The following is a 19,185-nucleotide window of genomic DNA, read 5'->3' as shown; positions in this document are numbered from 1 at the left end:
GCCGTGCGGCGACCGACCGTACGGCACGGCCCGGCGGAGGCCCTGGCCCCCGCTACCAGGAGTTGCGGCGCCGCCGCCACACGACGAGCATGCCGATCCCACCCGCCAGCGCGACGCCGGCGGCGACGAGCAGCGGCACCGCCCAGCCGGGTCGGGAGGATTTGCCGTCCGACGCGGCGGCCGCCTCGCGGTACGCCCGGGCCAGGACGTTCGAGGGAACACGCTCCACGACGTCCTCGAACCGCGGCACGGCGCTCGCCTCGTCGCCGGCGAAGTAGGCGTCCAGGCCACTGCGGTACAGCCGGTCCGGCTCGCCGAGGCCGTTCTCGATACCGGCGGCGCCGAGCAGCCCGCTTATCGTGGCAACCGGCACCACGAGCCGGGTCGCATCGTCGCTGAGCGACAGGTCGTGGTCGAGCATCCCGACCACCCGGCCCTGTTGGTCGATCGCGATCCCCCCACGCGAGTACACCCCGACGTCCGCGTTGATCCGGTAGACCGAAGACTGGGGGTCCACTTCGGTCACCCGCACCGGTGCGGACCGCACGGTGTAGGTGGCCGAGCGGTACTCGGTGTCGGTGGTGCCGTAGCCGAGGATCAGCAGCGCGGTATCCGGGGCGATCGTGGCGGAGGTGTTCAGTTCGGCAACGGGAAGGTCCGCCTGGTCGAGCGCTACCAGCGCCAGGTTGCCCTCGGCGAGGGGGAGAGCCCGGACGATGGTGCCAGGGATCGCCGGACCGTTGGTGACGTCGCCAATGGCCACGTTCAACTGTCCGTACAGCTTGGCGTCGGGCTCCGTGCCGCGGTCGCGGCCGGTGAAGACCGTGGTCGCCGCACGGCCCTTGGTGTAGCCGTCCACGTCCGCGGGCTTCAGCTGGCCGGCGGCGACGAGCCTCTTGGCGAGCCCAGCGAGCGCGTTGTCCCGCATGGTTTCCGGGGAGGGCTTGACACACTGGCCGTTGGTGAGGACGTGCCCGCCGCGGTTGACGATGACGCCGCTGCAGCGACGGCTGAAGGTGAAGGGCTCAGCGTGCAGCAGGGTGCCGTCCTGCGCGTTGCGCGCGTACCCGCTGATGATGACCTCGAGGAAGACCATCGAGGGCGCGGCGGTGGCGAGGGCATGCTCATCCGGGCTGCGCGGTGCGGCCGCCGCCCACGGCTCGAGCCCGGGTGCCGCAGATGTGGCGGTCGGGGCGGCCGTGGGCGCGGCTGCCGGCTCGTCGGGCGTCGTGGCCGAGACGGCCCAGAGGCCCGCTCCGCCCCCGAGCGCGGCCACCGACAGCAGCGCGGCGACGGCGACCCAGAGGCCGATCGGCCGCCTCGGCGGCTCGGAGGGCTTGATTCGACGTTCCGACGCCACGAACGGGTTGAACGGTGGAGCCTCGGCGGGACTGGCCTGTGTGGGCGACATCTGCAGGTTCTCGCCGGATGCCGGGCCACCGTCGGACGCGGCCGGAGCGGCCGACGCCGGCACCCCCGACGCGGGCACCCCCGACGCCGGCACCCCCGACGCCGGCACCCCCGACGCAGGCACCCCCGACGCAGGGAAGGCCGACGTGGGCGCGCCCGACACCGGGTGCGGATCCGAGAGGATCGGCTGGCGAGGAATAGGAGTTCCCTGAACCGCCCACGGCGCGTGCGGCATGCCGGACACCGGCTGCGGCGGGCCAGACACCGACTGCGGCGGGCCAGACACCGACTGCGGCGGGCCAGACACCGACTGCGGCGGGCCAGACACCGACTGCGGCGGGCCAGACACCGACTGCGGCGGGCCAGACACCGACTGCGGCGGGCCAGACACCGACTGCGGCGGGCCAGACACCGACTGCGGCGGGCTAGACACCGGCTGCGGCGGGCTAGACACGGGCTGGGGCGGGCCGGACACCGGCTGCGGTGGTGCGGCGGGCACGGGGTGGTACTCCACGCCGAGCGCCCGGATCAGCTTCTCCGCGCCCGGCCCGGCCTCCGCGGGATATGCCACCCAGGGCGCGGCGGCGGAGAAGTCCGCGTACGTGAAGGCGGGGCCGTTGGCCGACTGGGCGAGAGCGTCAGCGATCCCGGCGAAGGCGTCCCGCCATCCGGGAGTGGCGGCCACGGCGGCGTCCAGCACGGCCACGCTCACGAACCGACCCTGCTCGTCGATGGCGGCCCAGGCCTTGCCCACCGGTGAACCGCCCAGCAAGTGGGTGAACCTGTAGGGGCCTTCCGGCTGCATGCCAACTCCTCCGCTCGACCGCCAGGCGCATGGTACCGACCGGTGCCACAGTCAGTCGCCCGGCGGTCACCCGTCAGCTCGTCGCCGCCGTCACCTCTTGCTGATCACGACCACTGGCTCCGGTCCGGACGTGACGCGTTGCACGTGATAGTCGGCGAGCGCCGCCTGCCACACTGGCTCACTCGGGTGGGTGTACGCACGGACCAGCCAGACCCGGGTGCCGGGCGGCCGTTTCGCGGCCTGGGCCAGAATCTCGTCGAGTGCGTCCTTGATGGACTGCTCGTCGGCGGCGGCCGGCTTCGGGAGGATCACATCGGCGCGGGTGGGCATCGTGAGGGTCCAACCGACGGTGCCGGTGACCGGCGCGACCAGCTTCAGCGGGTCCTGGTCGGAGTAGAGCGTGAACCCGAACCAGGCGGGCCCACTGACCACGACGAGGTCGTGTGGTCCCTTGTGAGCCGCGACGTACCGGGTCGACGATCCGATGTCGGTGATGGCCTGGTGTGCCCGCCAGACCCCGGGTTCGTCGCCGTCCGTGCGGTACCAGCGGTGGTTGACGGCGGCGAAGCTGGCGAGCAGGACGGCGCAGGTAACGGCGGCCACCACGCCCGGTGGTAGCCGGGGCAGCCCGCGGCGGACCACGGCGACGGTCAGATCGGCCAGACCGATGATGCCGATGCCGGCCACCAGGCCCGCCACCACGATCAGGAAGTGGGACGTGCGCGGGTCGAGCAGGGGGTAGATCCCCGCGACCCCCAGCCCGATGGCCGCCACCGGCAGCAGGAGGACGGTGATCGCCGGGGCGGCGTGTCCGCGTCGGAACAGCGTGAGGACGCCGAGCACGAGGAGGACGGCGAGGATCGGCACTGGTGCGCCGAGCATCGGCGACAGGGCCTTGGCCTGCCGCACGAGGTGTGCGGGCAGTTCGGAGATGCTCGGCAGGAAGGCGTCCCAGTAGTCCCGCATGGCGTCGTTGTTGCCCCGGGCGGACACTCCGAAGTAGACGGCGGCGACGAGCGCGCCGGTGATCAGGCCGGCGACGGTCGCCTCGGCCGTCCTCGCCCACTCCCGGCGCACGGCGACGGAGAGCAGCAGCCCTCCGAGGACGCAGACCGCGACGATGGCGGTGGTGTGACTCAGCAGCATGCCCAGGCCCACCGCGGCCACCACCACAGCGAGTCGTCGCCGAGACCAGGAGCGTTCCGTCCAGGTGGCCAGGGCGAGCAGGCAGACCGCCACGGCGGCGTCCGCTGTGTACTGCTTCAGGTCGTGGCGGGTCTGCTGGACCGGCAGGAGCAGGACGGCGAGCCCGGTGACGACGCCGATGAGGATGCCCCGAGCGCGTTCGGACGCCAGCGAGCGGCCCAGAAGGTAGGCCGCGACGACTGTCAGCAGTTGGAAACCCAGGGGTACGACCCGGAGGTGGTCGATGTCCGGGACCAGTCGGAGCAGGAAACTCCACCCGATCGGGCTCGATGAGGTCGTCACCGGCAGATCGGCAAGGGGGAAACGGACCGAGAGCGCGACCCACGCCTCGTCGCCCCAGTACTGGGCTGTGAGCCACGACCGGATGTCGTTGACGACGAAGAAGGCCCCGACGAGAGCGATGATCGGCAGCGCCTCGCCGACCGTCGCCCGGACGCGCCGGGCGGGTGCCGGCGGAGTGACGCGAATGGGCGGGGCGTCCTCGACTGCGACCACGACGCTCCTTCTCGCTGGCGCGATCCTGCTCGCGCTGGACGCCCGCATGTTACGAGTCGTGACGGCTGAGCGGGGGGCGGGGGTGACCCGAGGTGGTTGTCTATGAAAGTTTCTATGCATAGAGTCAGCTCATGAATGAAGGAGCTGTCGCAGCACCCGCTGACCGGGTGCTCGACCTGTTCCAAGGGGTGCGACTCACCCCCACCCAGCGCCGAATCGCGCACTGTCTGGTGCAGCACGCCCCCGGCGTGGCATACCTGTCCGCCGCCGAGGTCGCCGAGCTGGCCGGCGTGAGTCAGCCGTCGGTCACCCGGTTCGCCGTCGCGCTCGGCCACGACGGCTATCCGGCGCTGCGCCGCCGGCTGCGAGACCTCACCGGCTCGACTCCAGGCGGATCGACGGACGCCGGCAACGAACTCCAGCAGGCGGTACGCGCGGAGATGGGCAACCTGGAACGACTGGCCGGTCAGCTCGCCGACCGGGACCGGATCGCCGAGACCGGACGGTTGCTCGCCGAGAGTCGCCCACTGCCGGTGCTCGGCCTGCGCGCCGCCGCGCCGCTGGCCGCGTACTTCGCCTACTTCGCGGCGAAGGTGCACCCGGACGTACGGGTCCTCGACGACGGCGGCAGCCTGCTCACCGACCGCCTGGAGCAGGCGGCCGAGGCCGGGGCGTCCGCCGTCCTGGCCTTCGTGCTGCCCCGCTACCCCCGGGAAACCCTGGACGCGCTGCGCGACGCCCGCCACGCCGGGTTGACAGTGGTGGCGATCACCGACTCCCCGGTCAGCCCGGCCACCGAGCACGCCGACGTGGTGCTCGCCGCCGCGGTCGGCGCGCAACTCGTCTTCGACCTGCACACCGCCCCGATGACCCTGGCCATGGTGCTGTTGCAGGCGATCTGCGACGCCACCCCGGCCGACACCCAGCGCCGACTGGAGGCGTTCGAAGCCTCCGCGGCCCGCCGACAGTTGTTCCTCGGTTGACCGGAGGAGAACCAGAGATGACCCAGCCCATTCGTGCCGCACGGGGCAGCCAGCTCACCACCCGCGGGTGGCAGCAGGAGGGCGCCCTGCGGATGTTGATGAACAACCTCGACCCCGAGGTGGCCGAACGCCCCGACGACCTGGTGGTCTACGGCGGCACCGGCAAGGCGGCGCGGGACTGGCCGTCGTACCACGCGTTGGTCCGCACGCTGACCGACCTGCGCGAGGACGAGACGATGCTGGTGCAGTCAGGCCGCCCGGTCGGGGTGATGCGCACCCACGAGTGGGCACCCCGGGTCCTGCTGGCCAACTCGAACCTGGTCGGCGACTGGGCGACCTGGCCGGAGTTCCGCCGCCTCGAACAGCTCGGCCTGACCATGTACGGGCAGATGACTGCCGGTTCGTGGATCTACATCGGCACCCAGGGCATCCTCCAGGGCACCTACGAGACGTTCGCGGCGGTGGCCGCCAAACGGTTCGACAGCACCCTCGCCGGCACGCTGACGCTGACCGCCGGCTGCGGCGGCATGGGCGGCGCGCAGCCACTCGCTGTCACCATGAACGGCGGCGTCTGCCTGATCGTGGACGTGGACCGCACCCGGCTCGACCGTCGGGTGCACGACCGCTACCTGGATGAGGTCGCCGACTCCCTGGACGACGCGATCGCCCGGGTCCGCGCCGCGAAGCGGGAGCGTCGCGCCCTGAGCGTGGGCGTGGTCGGCAACGCCGCCGAGGTCTTCCCGGAGCTGCTGAACCGGGGCGTCGAGATCGACATCGTGACCGACCAGACCAGCGCGCACGACCCACTGGCCTACCTGCCGGTGGGAGTGGAGCTGGCCGAGGCCCGGGACTACGCCGCCGCGAAGCCGGCCGAGTTCACCGACCGGGCCCGCGCCTCGATGGCGACGCACGTGGAGGCGATGGTCGGCTTCCTCGACGCCGGCGCCGAGGTGTTCGACTACGGCAACTCGATCCGGGGTGAAGCGCAGCTCGGCGGCTATCAGCGCGCCTTCGACTTCCCGGGCTTCGTGCCCGCGTACATCCGGCCGTTGTTCTGTGAGGGCAGGGGTCCGTTCCGGTGGGCTGCGCTCTCCGGCGACCCGGCCGACATCGCGGCCACCGACCGGGCCATCCTCGACCTGTTCCCGGAGAACGAGTCGCTGGCCCGTTGGATCAAGCTGGCCGGTGAGCGGGTCGCGTTCCAGGGCCTACCGGCCCGGATCTGCTGGCTCGGTCAGGGCGAACGGGACCGGGCGGGCGTGCGGTTCAACGACATGGTCGCCTCCGGCGAACTCTCCGCCCCGGTGGTGATCGGCCGGGACCACCTGGACACCGGCAGCGTCGCGAGCCCGTACCGGGAAACCGAGGGGATGGCCGACGGCTCCGACGCCATCGCCGACTGGCCGCTGCTCAACGCCCTGGTCAACACGGCCAGCGGGGCTTCCTGGGTGTCCATCCACCACGGCGGCGGGGTGGGCATCGGCCGGTCGATCCACGCCGGGCAGGTGTGCGTGGCCGACGGCACCGCCCTCGCCGGGCAGAAGATCGAGCGGGTGCTCACCAACGACCCGGCGATGGGCGTCATCCGGCACGTCGATGCCGGCTACGAGAGCGCCCGCGAGGTCGCCGACCGCGCCGGGGTCCGGGTCCCCATGACGGAGGGACCCGCGTGACGGACGACCTTTCCGCCCGGTTCCGGGCGCTGTGGGACGAGATCGCGCCGGTCGGGCGGGACGCCGACAGCGGCGGCTATCTGCGGTACGCGTTGACCGAGCCGGAGCGGGAGCTGCGCGCCTGGTTCCGGGCGCAGGCCGAGCGCCGTGCCATGCCGGTCACCGAGGACGGCAATGGCAACCTCTTCGCCCACTGGGGTGACCCGGAAGCGTCCGACGCGGTGCTCACCGGCAGCCACTTCGACTCGGTGCCGCACGGCGGGGCGTACGACGGGCCGCTCGGCATCGTGAGCGCGTTCCTCGCCGTGGACGAGCTGCGCGCCGCGGGCGTCGCCCCTGGCCGACCCCTGGTGCTGGGTGCCTTCGTCGAGGAGGAGGGGGCGCGCTTCGGCGTACCGTGTCTGGGGTCGCGGCTGCTCACCGGGGCGCTGTCGGCCGAACGGGCGGCCGGCCTGCGCGACGCGGCCGGGGTGAGCTTCGCCGAGGCGCTCGGTGACCGGCCGGCGGGTGCCCGCCCGGAGTTGCTGGGCCGGTTCGGCGCCTTCGTGGAGCTGCACGTCGAGCAGGGCCGCGCGCTCGTCGACACGGACGCGCCGGTCGCGGTGGCCAGCGCGATCTGGCCGCACGGCCGGTGGCGCTTCGACGTCGTCGGCGAGGGCAACCACGCGGGCACCACCCGGATGGCCGACCGCCGCGACCCGATGTTGACCTACGCCTTCACCGTGCTGGCGGCCAACAAGGAGGCCCGGCTGCGCGGCGCGCACGCCACTGTGGGCCGGGTCGCCGTCGAACCCAACGCCACAAACGCGATCCCGTCGAGGGTGACCGGCTGGCTGGACGCCCGGGCGGCCGACCCGGAGACGCTGACCGGGCTGGTCGACGCGGTACGCGGCAAGCTCGCCGAGCGGGCCCGCCGCGACGGTACGACGGTGACGGTCACCGAGGAGTCGGCCACCCCGGTGGTCGCCTTCGACGGCGGGCTGGCCAACCGCCTGGCCACACTGCTCGACGCGCCGGTGCTGCCCACCGGCGCGGGGCACGACGCCGGAGTGCTCGCCGCGTACCTGCCCACCGCGATGCTCTTCGTGCGCAACCCGACCGGCGTCTCGCACTCCCCCGCCGAGGCCGCCACCGACGACGACTGCGCGGCCGGGGTTCGGGCGCTGGCCCGGGTGCTGGAGGAGCTGACATGCCGGTGACCGATGTGTCGAGCCGCCCCTCGGACGGCACGGAGCCGCGGCGTCGGTGGGTGCGGAGTCTCCGGCGTGGCGAGGTGTCGCATCTCCTGTTGTCGTCCTTTGGAGCTGATGTCGTAAACGAATCAGCCGAAGCGCGCCAACTGCCGGTGTCACCCCGGCCGCCGGTGTCACCACGGCCGCCGGTGTCACCACGGCCGCTGATGTCGCAGACGATTCAGCTCCAAAGGAGGCGAGGAGTATGACCACCGCCCGCTGGCTCGCTGAGTACGCCTGGCTGCCCGAGCACGCCGAGCCCACGCCCGACGTGCTCATCGAGGTCGAGGACGGCCGGATCGCCGCGGTGACGCCGCTGACCCCCGGCAGCAGACCACCGGCCGGGGTCGAGGTGTACGCCGACGCGGTGCCGCTGCCCGGCCTCACAGTGCCCGGTCTCGCGAACGGGCACTCGCACGCCTTCCACCGGGCGCTGCGCGGGCGTACCCACGGTGGGCGGGGTGACTTCTGGACCTGGCGGGACCAGATGTACGCCGTCGCGGACCGGCTGGACCCGGACACCTACCTCGCGCTGGCCCGGGCCGTCTACGCCGAGATGGCGCTCGCCGGCATCACCTGCGTTGGCGAGTTCCACTACCTGCACCACCGACCGGACGGCGGCGCCTACGACGACCCGAACGCGATGGGCGCGGCGCTGGTGGAGGCCGCCGCGCACGCCGGGATCCGGCTCACACTGCTGGACACCTGTTACCTGACCTCCAGCGTGGACGGTCGGCCCCTCACCGGCCCGCAGCGCCGCTTCGGCGACGGTGACGCGGCCCGCTGGGCCGAGCGGGCCGCGGCGTTCCAGCCGGCGGACCCGCACGCCCGGGTCGGCGCTGCCGTGCACTCGGTGCGGGCCGTCCCGGCCGATCAGTTGCACACTGTCGCCGACTGGGCCCGGGAGCGGCAGGCGCCGCTGCACGTGCACCTCTCCGAGCAGCCCGCCGAGAACGACGAGTGCCGGGCCGTGCACGGGCGCTCGCCCACCGGGCTGCTCGCCGAGCACGGCGTGCTCGGGCCGCACACCACCGCCGTCCACGCCACCCACCCCACCAGCGCGGACCTGTCAGTGCTCGCCGACAGCCGGACCGCTGTGTGCCTCTGCCCGACCACCGAGCGGGACCTCGCCGACGGCATCGGCCCGGCCCGGCTGATGGCCGACGCGGGCATCCGGTTGAGCCTCGGCAGCGACAGCCACGCCGTGATCGACCTGTTCGAGGAGGCTCGGGCGGTCGAGCTGGACGAGCGGCTGCGTACCCGCCGGCGCGGTCACTTCGCGCCACTCGACCTGCTGAAGGCGGCCAGCGTCGCCGGGCACGCCACGCTGGGCTGGGCCGACGCCGGGAGGATCGCGGTGGGTGCCCGCGCCGACCTGGTGACGGTACGCCTGGACAGCGCCCGCACCGCCGGGGTGCCGCCGGTGGGCGCGTTCTTCGCCGCCGGCGCGGCGGACGTCGAGCAGGTGGTGGTGGACGGCCGGGTGGTGGTGGCCGAGGGCCGACACCTGACAGTCGACGTGCCGGCCGAACTGTCGTCCGCGATCGAGGCGGTGACACCCGCATGAGCGGCAGTCTGCTGGTCGACAACATCGGTGAGCTGGTCACCAACGGCGCCGGCGACGGCCCGCTCGGCATCCGCCGCAACGCCGCGGTGCTGGTCGAGGAGGGCCGGGTGGTCTGGGTCGGGCCGTCCGCGTACGCGCCGGCCGCCGACCATCACGTCGACGCCGGTGGGGCCGCCGTGCTGCCCGGTTTCGTGGACAGCCACGCCCACCTGGTCTTCGCCGGGGATCGGGCCGCCGAGTTCGCCGCCCGGATGGCGGGTCAGCCCTACACCGGCGGCGGCATCCGGACCACTGTCGGTGCCACCCGGGCCGCCACCGACGAGGAGTTGCGGGCCACAGTGCGGCGGCTGCGCGGGGAGGCGCTGCGCCAGGGCACCACGACCATGGAGATCAAGAGTGGGTACGGCCTGACCGTCGCCGACGAGGCCCGCTCGCTGCGGATCGCCGCCGAGACCAGCACCGAGACCACCTTCCTCGGCGCGCACGTGGTGCCCGCCGAGTACGCCGACCGCCCCGACGACTACGTGGGGTTGGTCTGCGGACCGATGCTGGCCGCCGCCGCCCCGTACGCGAAGTGGATCGACGTGTTCTGCGAGCGGGGCGCCTTCGACGTGGACCACGCCCGCGCCATCCTGGCCTGCGGTCAGGCCGCCGGGCTGGGCGTACGGCTGCACGCCAACCAGCTCGGCCCCGGCCCCGGGGTGCGGCTGGGCGTGGAGCTGGACGCGGCCAGCGTCGACCACTGCACCCACCTGAGCGACGCCGACGTGGCCGCGCTGGCCGACACGGCCCACAGCGACGGATCGGGCACCCGCACGGTGGCGACACTGCTGCCCGGCGCGGAGTTCTCCACCCGCTCGCCGTACCCGGACGCCCGCCGGCTGCTCGACGCCGGTGTCACGGTGGCGCTGGCGACGGACTGCAATCCGGGCTCGTCGTACACCTCGTCGATGCCGTTCTGCGTGGCCCTCGCGGTCCGCGAGATGCGGATGACCCCGGCGGAGGCGGTCTGGGCCGCCACCGCCGGTGGCGCACGGGCGCTGCGCCGCGACGACGTCGGTGTCCTCACCCCCGGCGCGCGGGCCGACCTCGTCGTCCTCGACGCGCCGTCGTACCTGCACCTGGCCTACCGGCCCGGTGTCCCCCTGATCCGCCAGGTAATACGCAACGGAGTTCCGCAATGACGCACGTGACCATCCAGCCCACCGGGATCACCGCCGACGACGTGTTCGCGGTGGCCCGCGGCACCGCCACTGTCGTCCTCGCCCCGGCCACCATCGACGCGATGGCGACCAGCCGGGCCATCGTGGACGGCATCGAGTCGTCGGGCCGTCCCGTCTACGGGGTCTCCACCGGGTTCGGCGCGTTGGCCAACACCTTCATCGCACCGGAGCGGCGGGCCGAGCTGCAACACGCGCTGATCCGCTCGCACGCCGCCGGGGTGGGCGCCCCGATGCCGCGCGAGGTGGTCCGGGCCATGATGCTGCTGCGGGTCCGGTCCCTCGCCCTGGGCCGATCCGGGGTCCGGCCGCTGGTCGCGGAGGCCCTTGTCGACCTGCTCAACCACGACATCACCCCCTGGGTGCCGGAGCACGGCTCGCTGGGCGCCTCCGGTGACCTGGCGCCGCTGGCACACTGCGCGCTGGTGCTGCTCGGCGAGGGCTGGGTGCTCGGCCCGGCCGGCGAGCGGCAGGACGCGGCGGACGCGTTGACCGCCGCCGGGCTCAAGCCCATCGAGCTGGCCGCCAAGGAGGGGCTGGCGCTGATCAACGGCACCGACGGCATGCTCGGCATGCTGCTGCTGGCCATCCACGACGCGGCGCACCTGTTCGCCATGGCCGACGTGACGGCGGCGCTGGCCATCGAGGCGATGCTCGGCTCGGAGCGGCCGTTCCTGCCTGAGCTGCACGCGATCCGGCCACACCCCGGACAGGCGGCGTCGGCGGCGAACATCCACCGCCTGTTGCAGGACTCCCGGGTGATGGACTCGCACCGCGACGACCTGGCGCACGCCGTGCAGGACGCGTACTCGATGCGCTGCGCGCCGCAGGTGGCCGGCGCGGCCCGCGACACCCTGGACTTCGTCCGCACCGTCGCCGGCCGGGAACTGGTGTCCGTTGTGGACAACCCGGTGGTGCTGCCGGACGGCCGGGTCGAGTCGACAGGCAACTTCCACGGCGCACCGCTCGGCTTCGCCGCGGACTTCCTCGCCATCGCCGCCGCCGAGGTGGGCGCGATCGCCGAGCGGCGGGTCGACCGGCTGCTCGACGTCACCCGCTCCCGGGAGTTGCCGGCGTTCCTCTCCCCCGACGCCGGGGTGAACTCCGGGCTGATGATCGCCCAGTACACGGCGGCCGGGATCGTCGCCGAGAACCGTCGACTGGCCGCCCCCGCCTCGGTGGACTCGCTGCCCACCAGCGGAATGCAGGAGGACCACGTCTCGATGGGCTGGGCGGCGGCCAAGAAGCTGCGTACCGTCCTGGACAACCTGACCAGCCTGCTCGCGGTGGAGCTGCTGGCCGGTGTACGCGGCCTCCAGCTGCGCGCCCCGCTGGAGCCGTCCCCGGCCGGTCGGGCGGCCGTCGCCGCGCTCGGTGCGGCAGCCGGCGAGCCCGGCCCGGACGTGTTCCTCGCCCCGGTGATGGAGGCGGCCCGTGCCGTCGTCGCCGGGCCGGAGTTGCGCGCCGCCATCGAACGGGAGGTCGGCCCGCTGGGCTGATCTCCGGCGGGTCGCTGTCGTCCGCCGCGGGTCAGGCGGCGGGCGACAGCACCTGGTACGCCCGTCAGGCGGCGGGCGGCAGCACCTTGGCGATCAGTTTCGCCAGCTCGCGCAGCGCCTTGCCCCGGTGACTGATGGCGTCCTTCTCCGCCGGGGTCAGCTCCGCGTTGGTCCGGTCCTGTCCGTCGCCCAGGAAGATCGGGTCGTAGCCGAACCCGCCGTCACCGCGAGGCGCGCGCAGCACCCGCCCGGACTGCCGCCCGTCGACGAGATGCTCCTTGCCGCCCGGCAGCACCAACGCGACGGTGCAGACGAACGAGGCCGCCCGCTGCTCGTCGGGCACGTCGCCGATCTGGTCCAGCACCAGCTGAAGGTTGGCCTGGTCGTTGCCGTGCTGGCCCGACCAGCGGGCGCTGAACACCCCCGGCATCCCGTTGAGCGCGTCCACAGCGAGCCCGGAGTCGTCGGCGATGGTCGGCAGGCCGCTCTGCCGGCAACCCTCCCGCGCCTTGATGAGCGCGTTCTCGCCGAAGGTCAGGCCGGTCTCCGGCAGCTCCGCGTACTGCTCGATGTCGTCCAGCCCGAGCAGGGCGATCCGGTGCGCGCCGAGCGCGCCGTCCAGGATCCGCTGAAGCTCGACGAGCTTCTTGCGGTTACGGGTGGCGAGCAGGACCTTGTTCATGCGAGTGCCTTCCGCTGGGCTTCGGCCAACTCGGAGCAGCCGGCGACGGCCAGATCGAGCAGGGCGTCGAGCTGGTCGCGGGCGAACACGCCCGCCTCGCCGGTGCCCTGCACCTCGACGAAGTCGCCCGCACCTGTGCAGACCACGTTCATGTCCACCTCGGCGGCGACGTCCTCCTCGTAGCAGAGGTCGAGCCGGGCCTCCCCGGCGATGATCCCCACGCTGACCGCGGCCACCGAGCGGTGCATCACCTTGTCCGGCTTGCCGGCCAAGGACTTGCGGGCGGCAAGCCAGCCCACCGCGTCGTGCAAGGCGACGTACGCGCCGGTGATCGCGGCCGTGCGGGTGCCGCCGTCGGCCTGCAGCACGTCGCAGTCGAGCACTATCGAGTTCTCGCCGAGCGCCTTGAGGTCGATGCTGGCCCGCAGACTACGGCCGATCAACCGGGAGATCTCGTGGGTACGGCCACCGACCCGACCCTTGACGCTCTCCCGGTCGGAGCGGGTGTTGGTGGCCCGGGGCAGCATCGCGTACTCGGCGGTCACCCAACCGAGCCCGGAACCCTTGCGCCAGCGGGGCACCCCCTCGGTGACGCTCGCCGTGCAGAGCACCCGGGTGCCGCCGAACTCGACGAGCACCGAGCCCTCCGGATGGGTGCTCCAGCCTCGGGTCAGGGTCACCGGTCGAAGTTGAGAGGGCCCTCGCCCGTCAGGTCGCGCCATGCCTGCACCCTATGCGGTACGGCGATCCGCCTCGCTCGCGGTGCCCCGGGGAACGTCCGTGCCGCACACACCGGGGAACCCGGCGACCGCGGCCCGGCCTCGGCGAACCGGGCGTGCTGCGTCAGACCTCGTAGCTGGCGCCGGGCCGAACCACCTCGAGCGGCCCGGTGTACGCGGAAGCGGCCGACTCCAACGTGTGCGCCTCGCTGCCCCAGGCGGGCACCAGGTGGGTGAGCAGCAGCCGACCCACCGCTGCCTTGGTCGCCGCCTCGCCGGCCTCCCGACCGGTCAGGTGCAGATCCGGCGGATTGTCCATGCCGTCGAGGTAACTGGCCTCGCAGAGGAACACGTCGGCGTTCTGGGCCAGCCGCAGCAGCGACTCGCAGGGCGCGGTGTCCGACGAGTAGCACAGCGAACGGCCGTCGTGCTCCAGCCGCACACCGTACGTCTCGACGGGGTGGTTGACCCGGTCGACGGTGACCGCGAACGGACCGATCGGGAACGTGCCCGGCTGGAGCGCGTAGAACTGGTACACGTCCTCCACCGAACCGTCGTCGCCGTAGGCGGCGCTGAGCCGGTCCGGAGCGCCGGCGGGCGCGTACACCGGCAGCGCCGGGTACGGGCCGTCCGGGGCGTACCGGCGCACCACCACGTACAGCACGGCGTCGAACATGTGGTCGCAGTGCAGGTGGGTCAGCAGGATGGCGTCCGGGGCGTGCAGCCCCGCGTACCGCTGGAGGCTGGACAGCGACCCCGAGCCGAAGTCGACCAGGAGCCGAAAGCCGTCGGCCTCGACGAGGTAGGCCGAGCAGGGCGACTCGGGGCCAGGGAAGCTGCCGGCACTTCCCAGAACGGTCAGTCGCATCGAGTGGTCTCGCTGTCACTATCAGTAGCACCCGCACCGGCGATGGTCCCGGCCATGATCTCTACCGACGCGTACGCCACGCTGCGCAGCCTACGCTGGCGCACCCGGCAGCAAGAATCATCCAACGGAAGTTGTCACGAACGTGACACACGCTCGCGGTACGCCGCGATGCGTACGGGCCGCCGACGAATGTCGACGGCCCGTAGTCGGCAGACCAGATCGGTCAGGCCCAGAGCTGCCCCTCCAGGGCGTCCTCGGCATCGGCGAGTGTGCCGCCGTACGCGCCGGTGGACAGGTATTTCCACCCGCCGTCGCAGACCACGAAGGCCACGTCGGCCCGCCGGCCGTCGCGCACCGCCTCGTGCGCCACCGCCAGCGCGGCGTGCAGGATCGCACCGGTGGAGAACCCGGCGAAGATGCCCTCCACCTCCACCAGCTGGCGGGTGCGCAACACCGCGTCCCTGGTGCCGACCGAGAACCGCCGGGAGAGCACCGAGGCGTCGTAGAGCTCCGGAACGTACCCCTCGTCGATGTTGCGCAGGCCGTAGACCAACTCGCCGTAGCGCGGCTCGGCGGCCACGATCTGGATGCCCTCGACCTTTTCCCGCAGGTAACGCCCGGTGCCCATCAGGGTGCCGGTGGTGCCCAGCCCGGCCACGAAATCCGTGATGCTGGGCAGGTCGTGCAGCAGCTCCGGCCCGGTCGTCTCGTAGTGCGCCCGCGCGTTCGCCTCGTTGCCGTACTGGTAGAGCATCACCCAGTCGGGGTGCTCCACGGCGATCTGCTTCGCCGTGGCGACCGCCTGGTTGGAACCACCCGCCGCCGGCGAGAAGATGATCTCGGCCCCGTACATCCGGAGCAGCTGCACCCGCTCGGTGGAGACGTTCTCCGGCATCACGCAGACCAGCCGGTAGCCGCGCAGCTTCGCCACCATGGCCAACGAGATGCCGGTGTTGCCACTCGTCGGCTCGAGGATGGTGTCACCGGCGCGGAGCCGGCCAGCCTCCTCCGCCGCCCGGACCATGAACAGCGCCGCGCGGTCCTTGATGCTGCCGGTGGGGTTGCGGTCCTCCAGCTTGGCCCAGAGCCGCACCGGAGGGGCCCCGTCGGGCACCGTCGGGGAGAGTCGGGGCAGGCCGACCAGCGGCGTACCCCCACAGGCGTCGAGCAGGCTGTCGTACCGCGCCATGGCGGCCGACCTCAGCGAGCCGCGACGGCGTCGCGAGCCACCGCGGCGGCGACACTCTGCGAGCTGATGCTGTGCGAGCTGATCGCCGCTGCCGCCGCGCTGTGCGAGCTGATCGCCGCTGCGGCGGCGAAGCCGAACGCGCCGCCTGCCACCGCCGGCAGGATGGTGACGCTGTCGCCGTCGGAGAGCTTCGCGTCGAGCGCGCCGAGGAAGCGGACGTCCTCGTCGTTCACGTAGACGTTGACGAAGCGGTGCAGCGTGCCCGCGTCGGTGATCAGCCGGCCGCGCAGACCGCCGTGCCGGGAATCCAGGTCGGTGAGCAGATCGGCGAGCGTGTCGCCGGAGCCGTCGACGACCTTGGCGCCGCCGGTGTAGCTGCGCAGGATGGTGGGGATGCGAACCTCAATGGCCATGATGGGGAACTCCTCGATCGGGTGTGCCTACGGTGACGGGACGAGACGGATGCGGCGCTGACAGGTCAGCGGCCGGAACACTCGTAATCGACCGTCGCCGGGCTCTGCCCGAACATGTAGGACTGGACGGCGTGCGGGTCGACACCGGCCTCCACGACACGGACCGGCTCCTCGGTGACCACGCCGTCGACGATCCGGAACGACCGGATCTCCTCCGAGTCGGGCTCACGGGTCGAGACGAGCAGGTAGTGCGCCCCCGGCTCACCGGCGAAGGAGACATCCGTCCGTGACGGGTACGCCTCGGTGGCGGTGTGCGAGTGGTAGATGACGACGGGCTCCTCGTCCCGGTCGTCCATCTCCCGCCACACGCGCAGGTGCTCCATCGAGTCGAACTCGTAGAAGGTCATCGACCGCGCGGCATTGTCCATCGGGATGTGCCGGGTCGGGGTGTCGCTGCCGATGGGACCGGCGACCACGCCGCACGCCTCGTCAGGGTGATCCCGGCGCGCGTGGGCGACGATCGCGTCGATGATCGACCGGTCGATGCTCAGCACGTGCACCAGCCTAACGCCTGCCGGGCACGGGCCGAAGTGGTGCCGGTCACGCCTAGTCGATCAAGGCGTTGAGCAGCGACTCCTGTAGATACCCGAGATAGGCGTAGACCGAAAGCTGGAACACCCGGCTGGAACCCGGGTCCTCGGCGACCGCGTCGTCCAACTCCTCGCCCAGATCCGTGCCGTCCTTGATCTCCAGGCGGACGCCCATCGCGAGCCGGGCGTCGTTCAGTGCCCGCAACCACGCCTCGGCGGCCTCGGCGTCCAGCCGCACCTCGCCACCGGCGTCGTCCGGCAACGCGGCCAGGATCGCCCCCGCCTGATCGATCTTCGCGGTCTTCAGGTCGCCCTCGGTGTAGCGGCGAAACTCGGCGGTGCCCGGGGCGTCCTGTGGGTAGACCGCCGGAAAGAGCCGACCGACCACCGGGTCGGTGTGGTCGAAGCCATCGGTGAGCAGACCCACCACCTCGGAGGCGACCTTACGCAGCACCCGCACCTCGTCGACGGCGAAGACGGCGACGTAGTGACCCGCCTGGCGATGGAACATGCTCATGATCTGTCCACCGTCGCCCACAGCCCGTACGCGTGCAGCTGCGACGCGTCGTGCTCCATCCGTTCGCGGGCGCCGGTGGAGACCACGGCACGGCCCTTGTGGTGCACGTCCAGCATCAGCTGTTCGGCCCTCTCCCGGCTGTAGCCGAAAAGCTTCTGGAAGACCCAGGTCACGTACGTCATCAGATTGACCGGGTCGTCCCACACGATCGTCACCCACTGCCGGTCGGACGCCGGCACCTCGTCAGTGTCCGGCGTCTCGACCGGTGCAACCTGCGGAGCCGCCATGCCCCCCATCGTGCCACCGGTTTCCCGGAACCGAGGAACCGGAACGCCGGCCCGGCGCGGATCACCCACCCCGGGCCCTCCCGACCCGCCCCGGACGCCATCGGAGGTGGGGTCCGGCCCGGACCCGGACCAACCGGTGGGCGCGCCGTCAGGCGAGCAGAATGCCGTGATCGACTGCATCGGAGAGCACCACGCCCAGCGAGAGGCGGATCACCTCGAACCGTCGGGAGATCTCCCTGGACAACCCCAACTCGACCTCGCGCACCGCCCGTTGTGACCAGGCCCGCGCCGCGCTGTGGTCGCCGTTGCCGGGCGTACGCCACTGCTGCCAACACCCGCCGGAGAGAGCCACCGCAATGGGCGGAAGCACCTCGTCCCGGTAAGCGACCGGATAGCTGGCGGCGGCGTCGATCGCCTCCAGGCCGGTCAACTCGGCCACGCCGGCCGTGCTGGTGATCAACAGCACCTTGTCCAATTCGTGGCCGGGCCGGTGATCGGCCAGGCCGAACTGCACCGCGGTGGCGATCCGGCGTCGCACGCCTTCGTCCGGCGTCGCGCCGAGCACCTGGGACGCGACGTCGGTCATGATGCCGCGCACCGCCTGGTCGCACTGCGCGGTGGCCAACAACGCCAACGCCGCCATCTCCCGGTCGAGGAGATCCGCTAGGCCGACACAGCCGACGCCGAACACGATCTCCTGAACGGCCCGAAGGTGGATGTTCGCCAACTCCAGGGCGAGGTGCTGGCGGATCCGCTGAGCGCACGAGCGGGCCTGACGGTCGAGCCGCTCGGACCAGTCACCCGGATCGGCGGCCACGGCGACGCGGCCCTGCTGGCCCGGCAGGACCGGTGGGTCGACGCTGGCCCGCCGCAACCCCTCACGCGACGCCCAACCCACCAACGCCCGCCGCAGGTCGGCGGCGGTGTCGGCGCCGTCGACCGGGAACCACCGCGCGCCGGCCAGCGCCGGCACCGCGGCCAGGAGGGCCGCCCGATGCGCCTCCACCGTCACCGCGACCGCGTCCACCTCGGTCTCCGCACCCCCGACCGGCGGGACGGACGCCCCCGCGCCCTCCGTAGTCGCCGTGCCGTCGGACACCGGAGCCCACCCCGCCGCGCCGGGGGTGACCGCGAAGACGACCTCCACCGAGGTCGGGGCGACTTCGGCGAGCAGGTTCAACTCGGCGGCGGTGAAGGCCTGGTCGGCGGCGATCACGAAGAGCAGCGCGCCAGCTCGGCCCGCCGCTTCGAGCAGCACCCGGGTGCCGGACACGCCGAGGGTGGCGGTGTCCGGAACGTCGACCAGGGTGAAGTGCCGCAGCAGCGGCTGGGGCACGCTCAGCTCGACACGCCGGGGCGGGCGGGCCAACGCCGGACCGGCCGCGTCCCGGTCCGCGCCGTACGAGTGTGGCTGGCGGTAACCGGGCACGAACGCCGCGCGGGTGGGCACCTTGGCGTCGCGCACCACCAACCAGCTGCCCGCCGGCACCGTGAGCATGACCGGGTCGAGCCCGAGCAGGGTGGCGAGCACGGCGCGCCGCTCGGCACCGGCCGGGCCGACGGCGACCACACCGAGCGGCTCGTCCGGGGCGGCGCCCGACACGCCGACCCTGGTGGGCAGAGGGCCGCAGGTGGGTAGGTCGGCCGGGCCGGTCATGTCGCCCGGCGAATCGACCGAGGGGAGAGGGCCCTGCTTCATCAGGTGCCTCCCATTGCAGGTGACCGTGGGTCCGGTCGCGAAAATTCCGGTACGTCAACCCGGATGTCGGAAGACTACGGGCGGGCTGGCAACCGGGCGGAACACCTCGAATACTCACCGGTAATTGTGCG

General features: G+C 72.5%; 17 protein-coding genes. 6 read left to right on the top strand and 11 right to left on the bottom strand.

All coding sequences use genetic code 11. The features are described from left to right. Nucleotides 1-52 precede the first annotated feature (52 nt). Nucleotides 53-2,215 carry a trypsin-like peptidase domain-containing protein gene (locus tag OHB44_RS06680; protein WP_330439942.1) on the bottom strand — a complete coding sequence of 721 codons (2,163 nt, stop codon included), beginning with the start codon at nucleotides 2,213-2,215 and terminating at the stop codon, nucleotides 53-55. Between the two features lie 90 nt (nucleotides 2,216-2,305). Further along, nucleotides 2,306-3,916: a DUF6541 family protein gene (locus tag OHB44_RS06675; protein ID WP_330439941.1), complete on the bottom strand. Its 1,611-nt coding sequence runs from the start codon at nucleotides 3,914-3,916 to the stop codon at nucleotides 2,306-2,308. A gap of 131 nt (nucleotides 3,917-4,047) precedes the next feature. Between OHB44_RS06675 and OHB44_RS06670 the strand changes: the two genes are divergently transcribed. The 6 genes from OHB44_RS06670 to hutH all read left to right on the top strand — a co-directional run bounded on the left by OHB44_RS06670 (nucleotide 4,048) and on the right by hutH (nucleotide 12,090). Next, nucleotides 4,048-4,899, top strand: a complete 852-nt coding sequence (locus OHB44_RS06670; RefSeq protein ID WP_238683404.1) for a MurR/RpiR family transcriptional regulator — start codon at nucleotides 4,048-4,050, stop codon at nucleotides 4,897-4,899. Nucleotides 4,900-4,916: 17 nt separating this feature from the next. Further along, nucleotides 4,917-6,572, top strand: a complete 1,656-nt coding sequence (gene hutU / locus OHB44_RS06665; RefSeq protein WP_330439940.1) for a urocanate hydratase — start codon at nucleotides 4,917-4,919, stop codon at nucleotides 6,570-6,572. Continuing rightward, nucleotides 6,569-7,771, top strand: coding sequence for an allantoate amidohydrolase (locus tag OHB44_RS06660; protein ID WP_330439939.1), 1,203 nt, complete (start codon nucleotides 6,569-6,571; stop codon nucleotides 7,769-7,771). The genes hutU and OHB44_RS06660 overlap by 4 nt, the downstream gene beginning before the upstream one ends. A 238-nt stretch (nucleotides 7,772-8,009) precedes the next feature. Beyond that, complete coding sequence (locus OHB44_RS06655; RefSeq protein WP_330439938.1) at nucleotides 8,010-9,371, top strand: formimidoylglutamate deiminase; 1,362 nt, start codon at nucleotides 8,010-8,012, stop codon at nucleotides 9,369-9,371. After that, entirely contained in the window at nucleotides 9,368-10,555 is a 1,188-nt protein-coding gene (hutI, locus tag OHB44_RS06650; protein ID WP_238683408.1) for an imidazolonepropionase, read from the top strand. The genes OHB44_RS06655 and hutI overlap by 4 nt, the downstream gene beginning before the upstream one ends. After that, complete coding sequence (gene hutH, locus OHB44_RS06645) at nucleotides 10,552-12,090, top strand: histidine ammonia-lyase (protein WP_238683409.1); 1,539 nt, start codon at nucleotides 10,552-10,554, stop codon at nucleotides 12,088-12,090. The genes hutI and hutH overlap by 4 nt, the downstream gene beginning before the upstream one ends. Nucleotides 12,091-12,154: 64 nt before the next feature. Here the strand turns inward: hutH and rdgB are convergent, their stop codons facing one another. The 9 genes from rdgB to OHB44_RS06600 form a co-directional block, all read right to left on the bottom strand. Next, nucleotides 12,155-12,772: an RdgB/HAM1 family non-canonical purine NTP pyrophosphatase gene (rdgB, locus tag OHB44_RS06640; protein ID WP_238683410.1), complete on the bottom strand. Its 618-nt coding sequence runs from the start codon at nucleotides 12,770-12,772 to the stop codon at nucleotides 12,155-12,157. Beyond that, nucleotides 12,769-13,494 (bottom strand): ribonuclease PH, encoded by a 726-nt coding sequence (gene rph, locus OHB44_RS06635; RefSeq protein WP_238683411.1) that lies wholly within the window; start codon nucleotides 13,492-13,494, stop codon nucleotides 12,769-12,771. The genes rdgB and rph overlap by 4 nt, the downstream gene beginning before the upstream one ends. Before the next feature lie 121 nt (nucleotides 13,495-13,615). Beyond that, nucleotides 13,616-14,359: an MBL fold metallo-hydrolase gene (locus OHB44_RS06630; RefSeq protein ID WP_238683412.1), complete on the bottom strand. Its 744-nt coding sequence runs from the start codon at nucleotides 14,357-14,359 to the stop codon at nucleotides 13,616-13,618. 223 nt (nucleotides 14,360-14,582) lie between these two features. Beyond that, entirely contained in the window at nucleotides 14,583-15,548 is a 966-nt protein-coding gene (locus OHB44_RS06625) for a PLP-dependent cysteine synthase family protein (protein ID WP_238683413.1), read from the bottom strand. Between the two features lie 11 nt (nucleotides 15,549-15,559). After that, entirely contained in the window at nucleotides 15,560-15,961 is a 402-nt protein-coding gene (locus OHB44_RS06620; protein WP_238683414.1) for a MoaD/ThiS family protein, read from the bottom strand. A 65-nt stretch (nucleotides 15,962-16,026) separates the two neighbouring features. Continuing rightward, nucleotides 16,027-16,515 (bottom strand): M67 family metallopeptidase, encoded by a 489-nt coding sequence (locus tag OHB44_RS06615; protein WP_308193634.1) that lies wholly within the window; start codon nucleotides 16,513-16,515, stop codon nucleotides 16,027-16,029. A gap of 52 nt (nucleotides 16,516-16,567) precedes the next feature. Beyond that, a complete protein-coding gene (locus tag OHB44_RS06610; protein WP_091393575.1) occupies nucleotides 16,568-17,068 on the bottom strand; it encodes a DUF2017 domain-containing protein in 501 nt (166 codons plus the stop codon). Beyond that, the gene (clpS, locus tag OHB44_RS06605) at nucleotides 17,065-17,355 is read right to left on the bottom strand and encodes an ATP-dependent Clp protease adapter ClpS (protein WP_088946433.1); all 291 of its coding nucleotides are present in this window, start codon (nucleotides 17,353-17,355) and stop codon (nucleotides 17,065-17,067) included. The genes OHB44_RS06610 and clpS overlap by 4 nt, the downstream gene beginning before the upstream one ends. Before the next feature lie 148 nt (nucleotides 17,356-17,503). Continuing rightward, a complete protein-coding gene (locus OHB44_RS06600) occupies nucleotides 17,504-19,054 on the bottom strand; it encodes a hypothetical protein (RefSeq protein ID WP_330439937.1) in 1,551 nt (516 codons plus the stop codon). Nucleotides 19,055-19,185 lie beyond the last annotated feature (131 nt).

Source organism: Micromonospora sp. NBC_00821 (assembly GCF_036347035.1).
GTDB classification, from domain to species: domain Bacteria; phylum Actinomycetota; class Actinomycetes; order Mycobacteriales; family Micromonosporaceae; genus Micromonospora; species Micromonospora hortensis.
The sequence above is the reverse complement of the archived record's forward strand: the minus strand, read 5'-3'. Positions and strand labels throughout refer to the sequence as shown.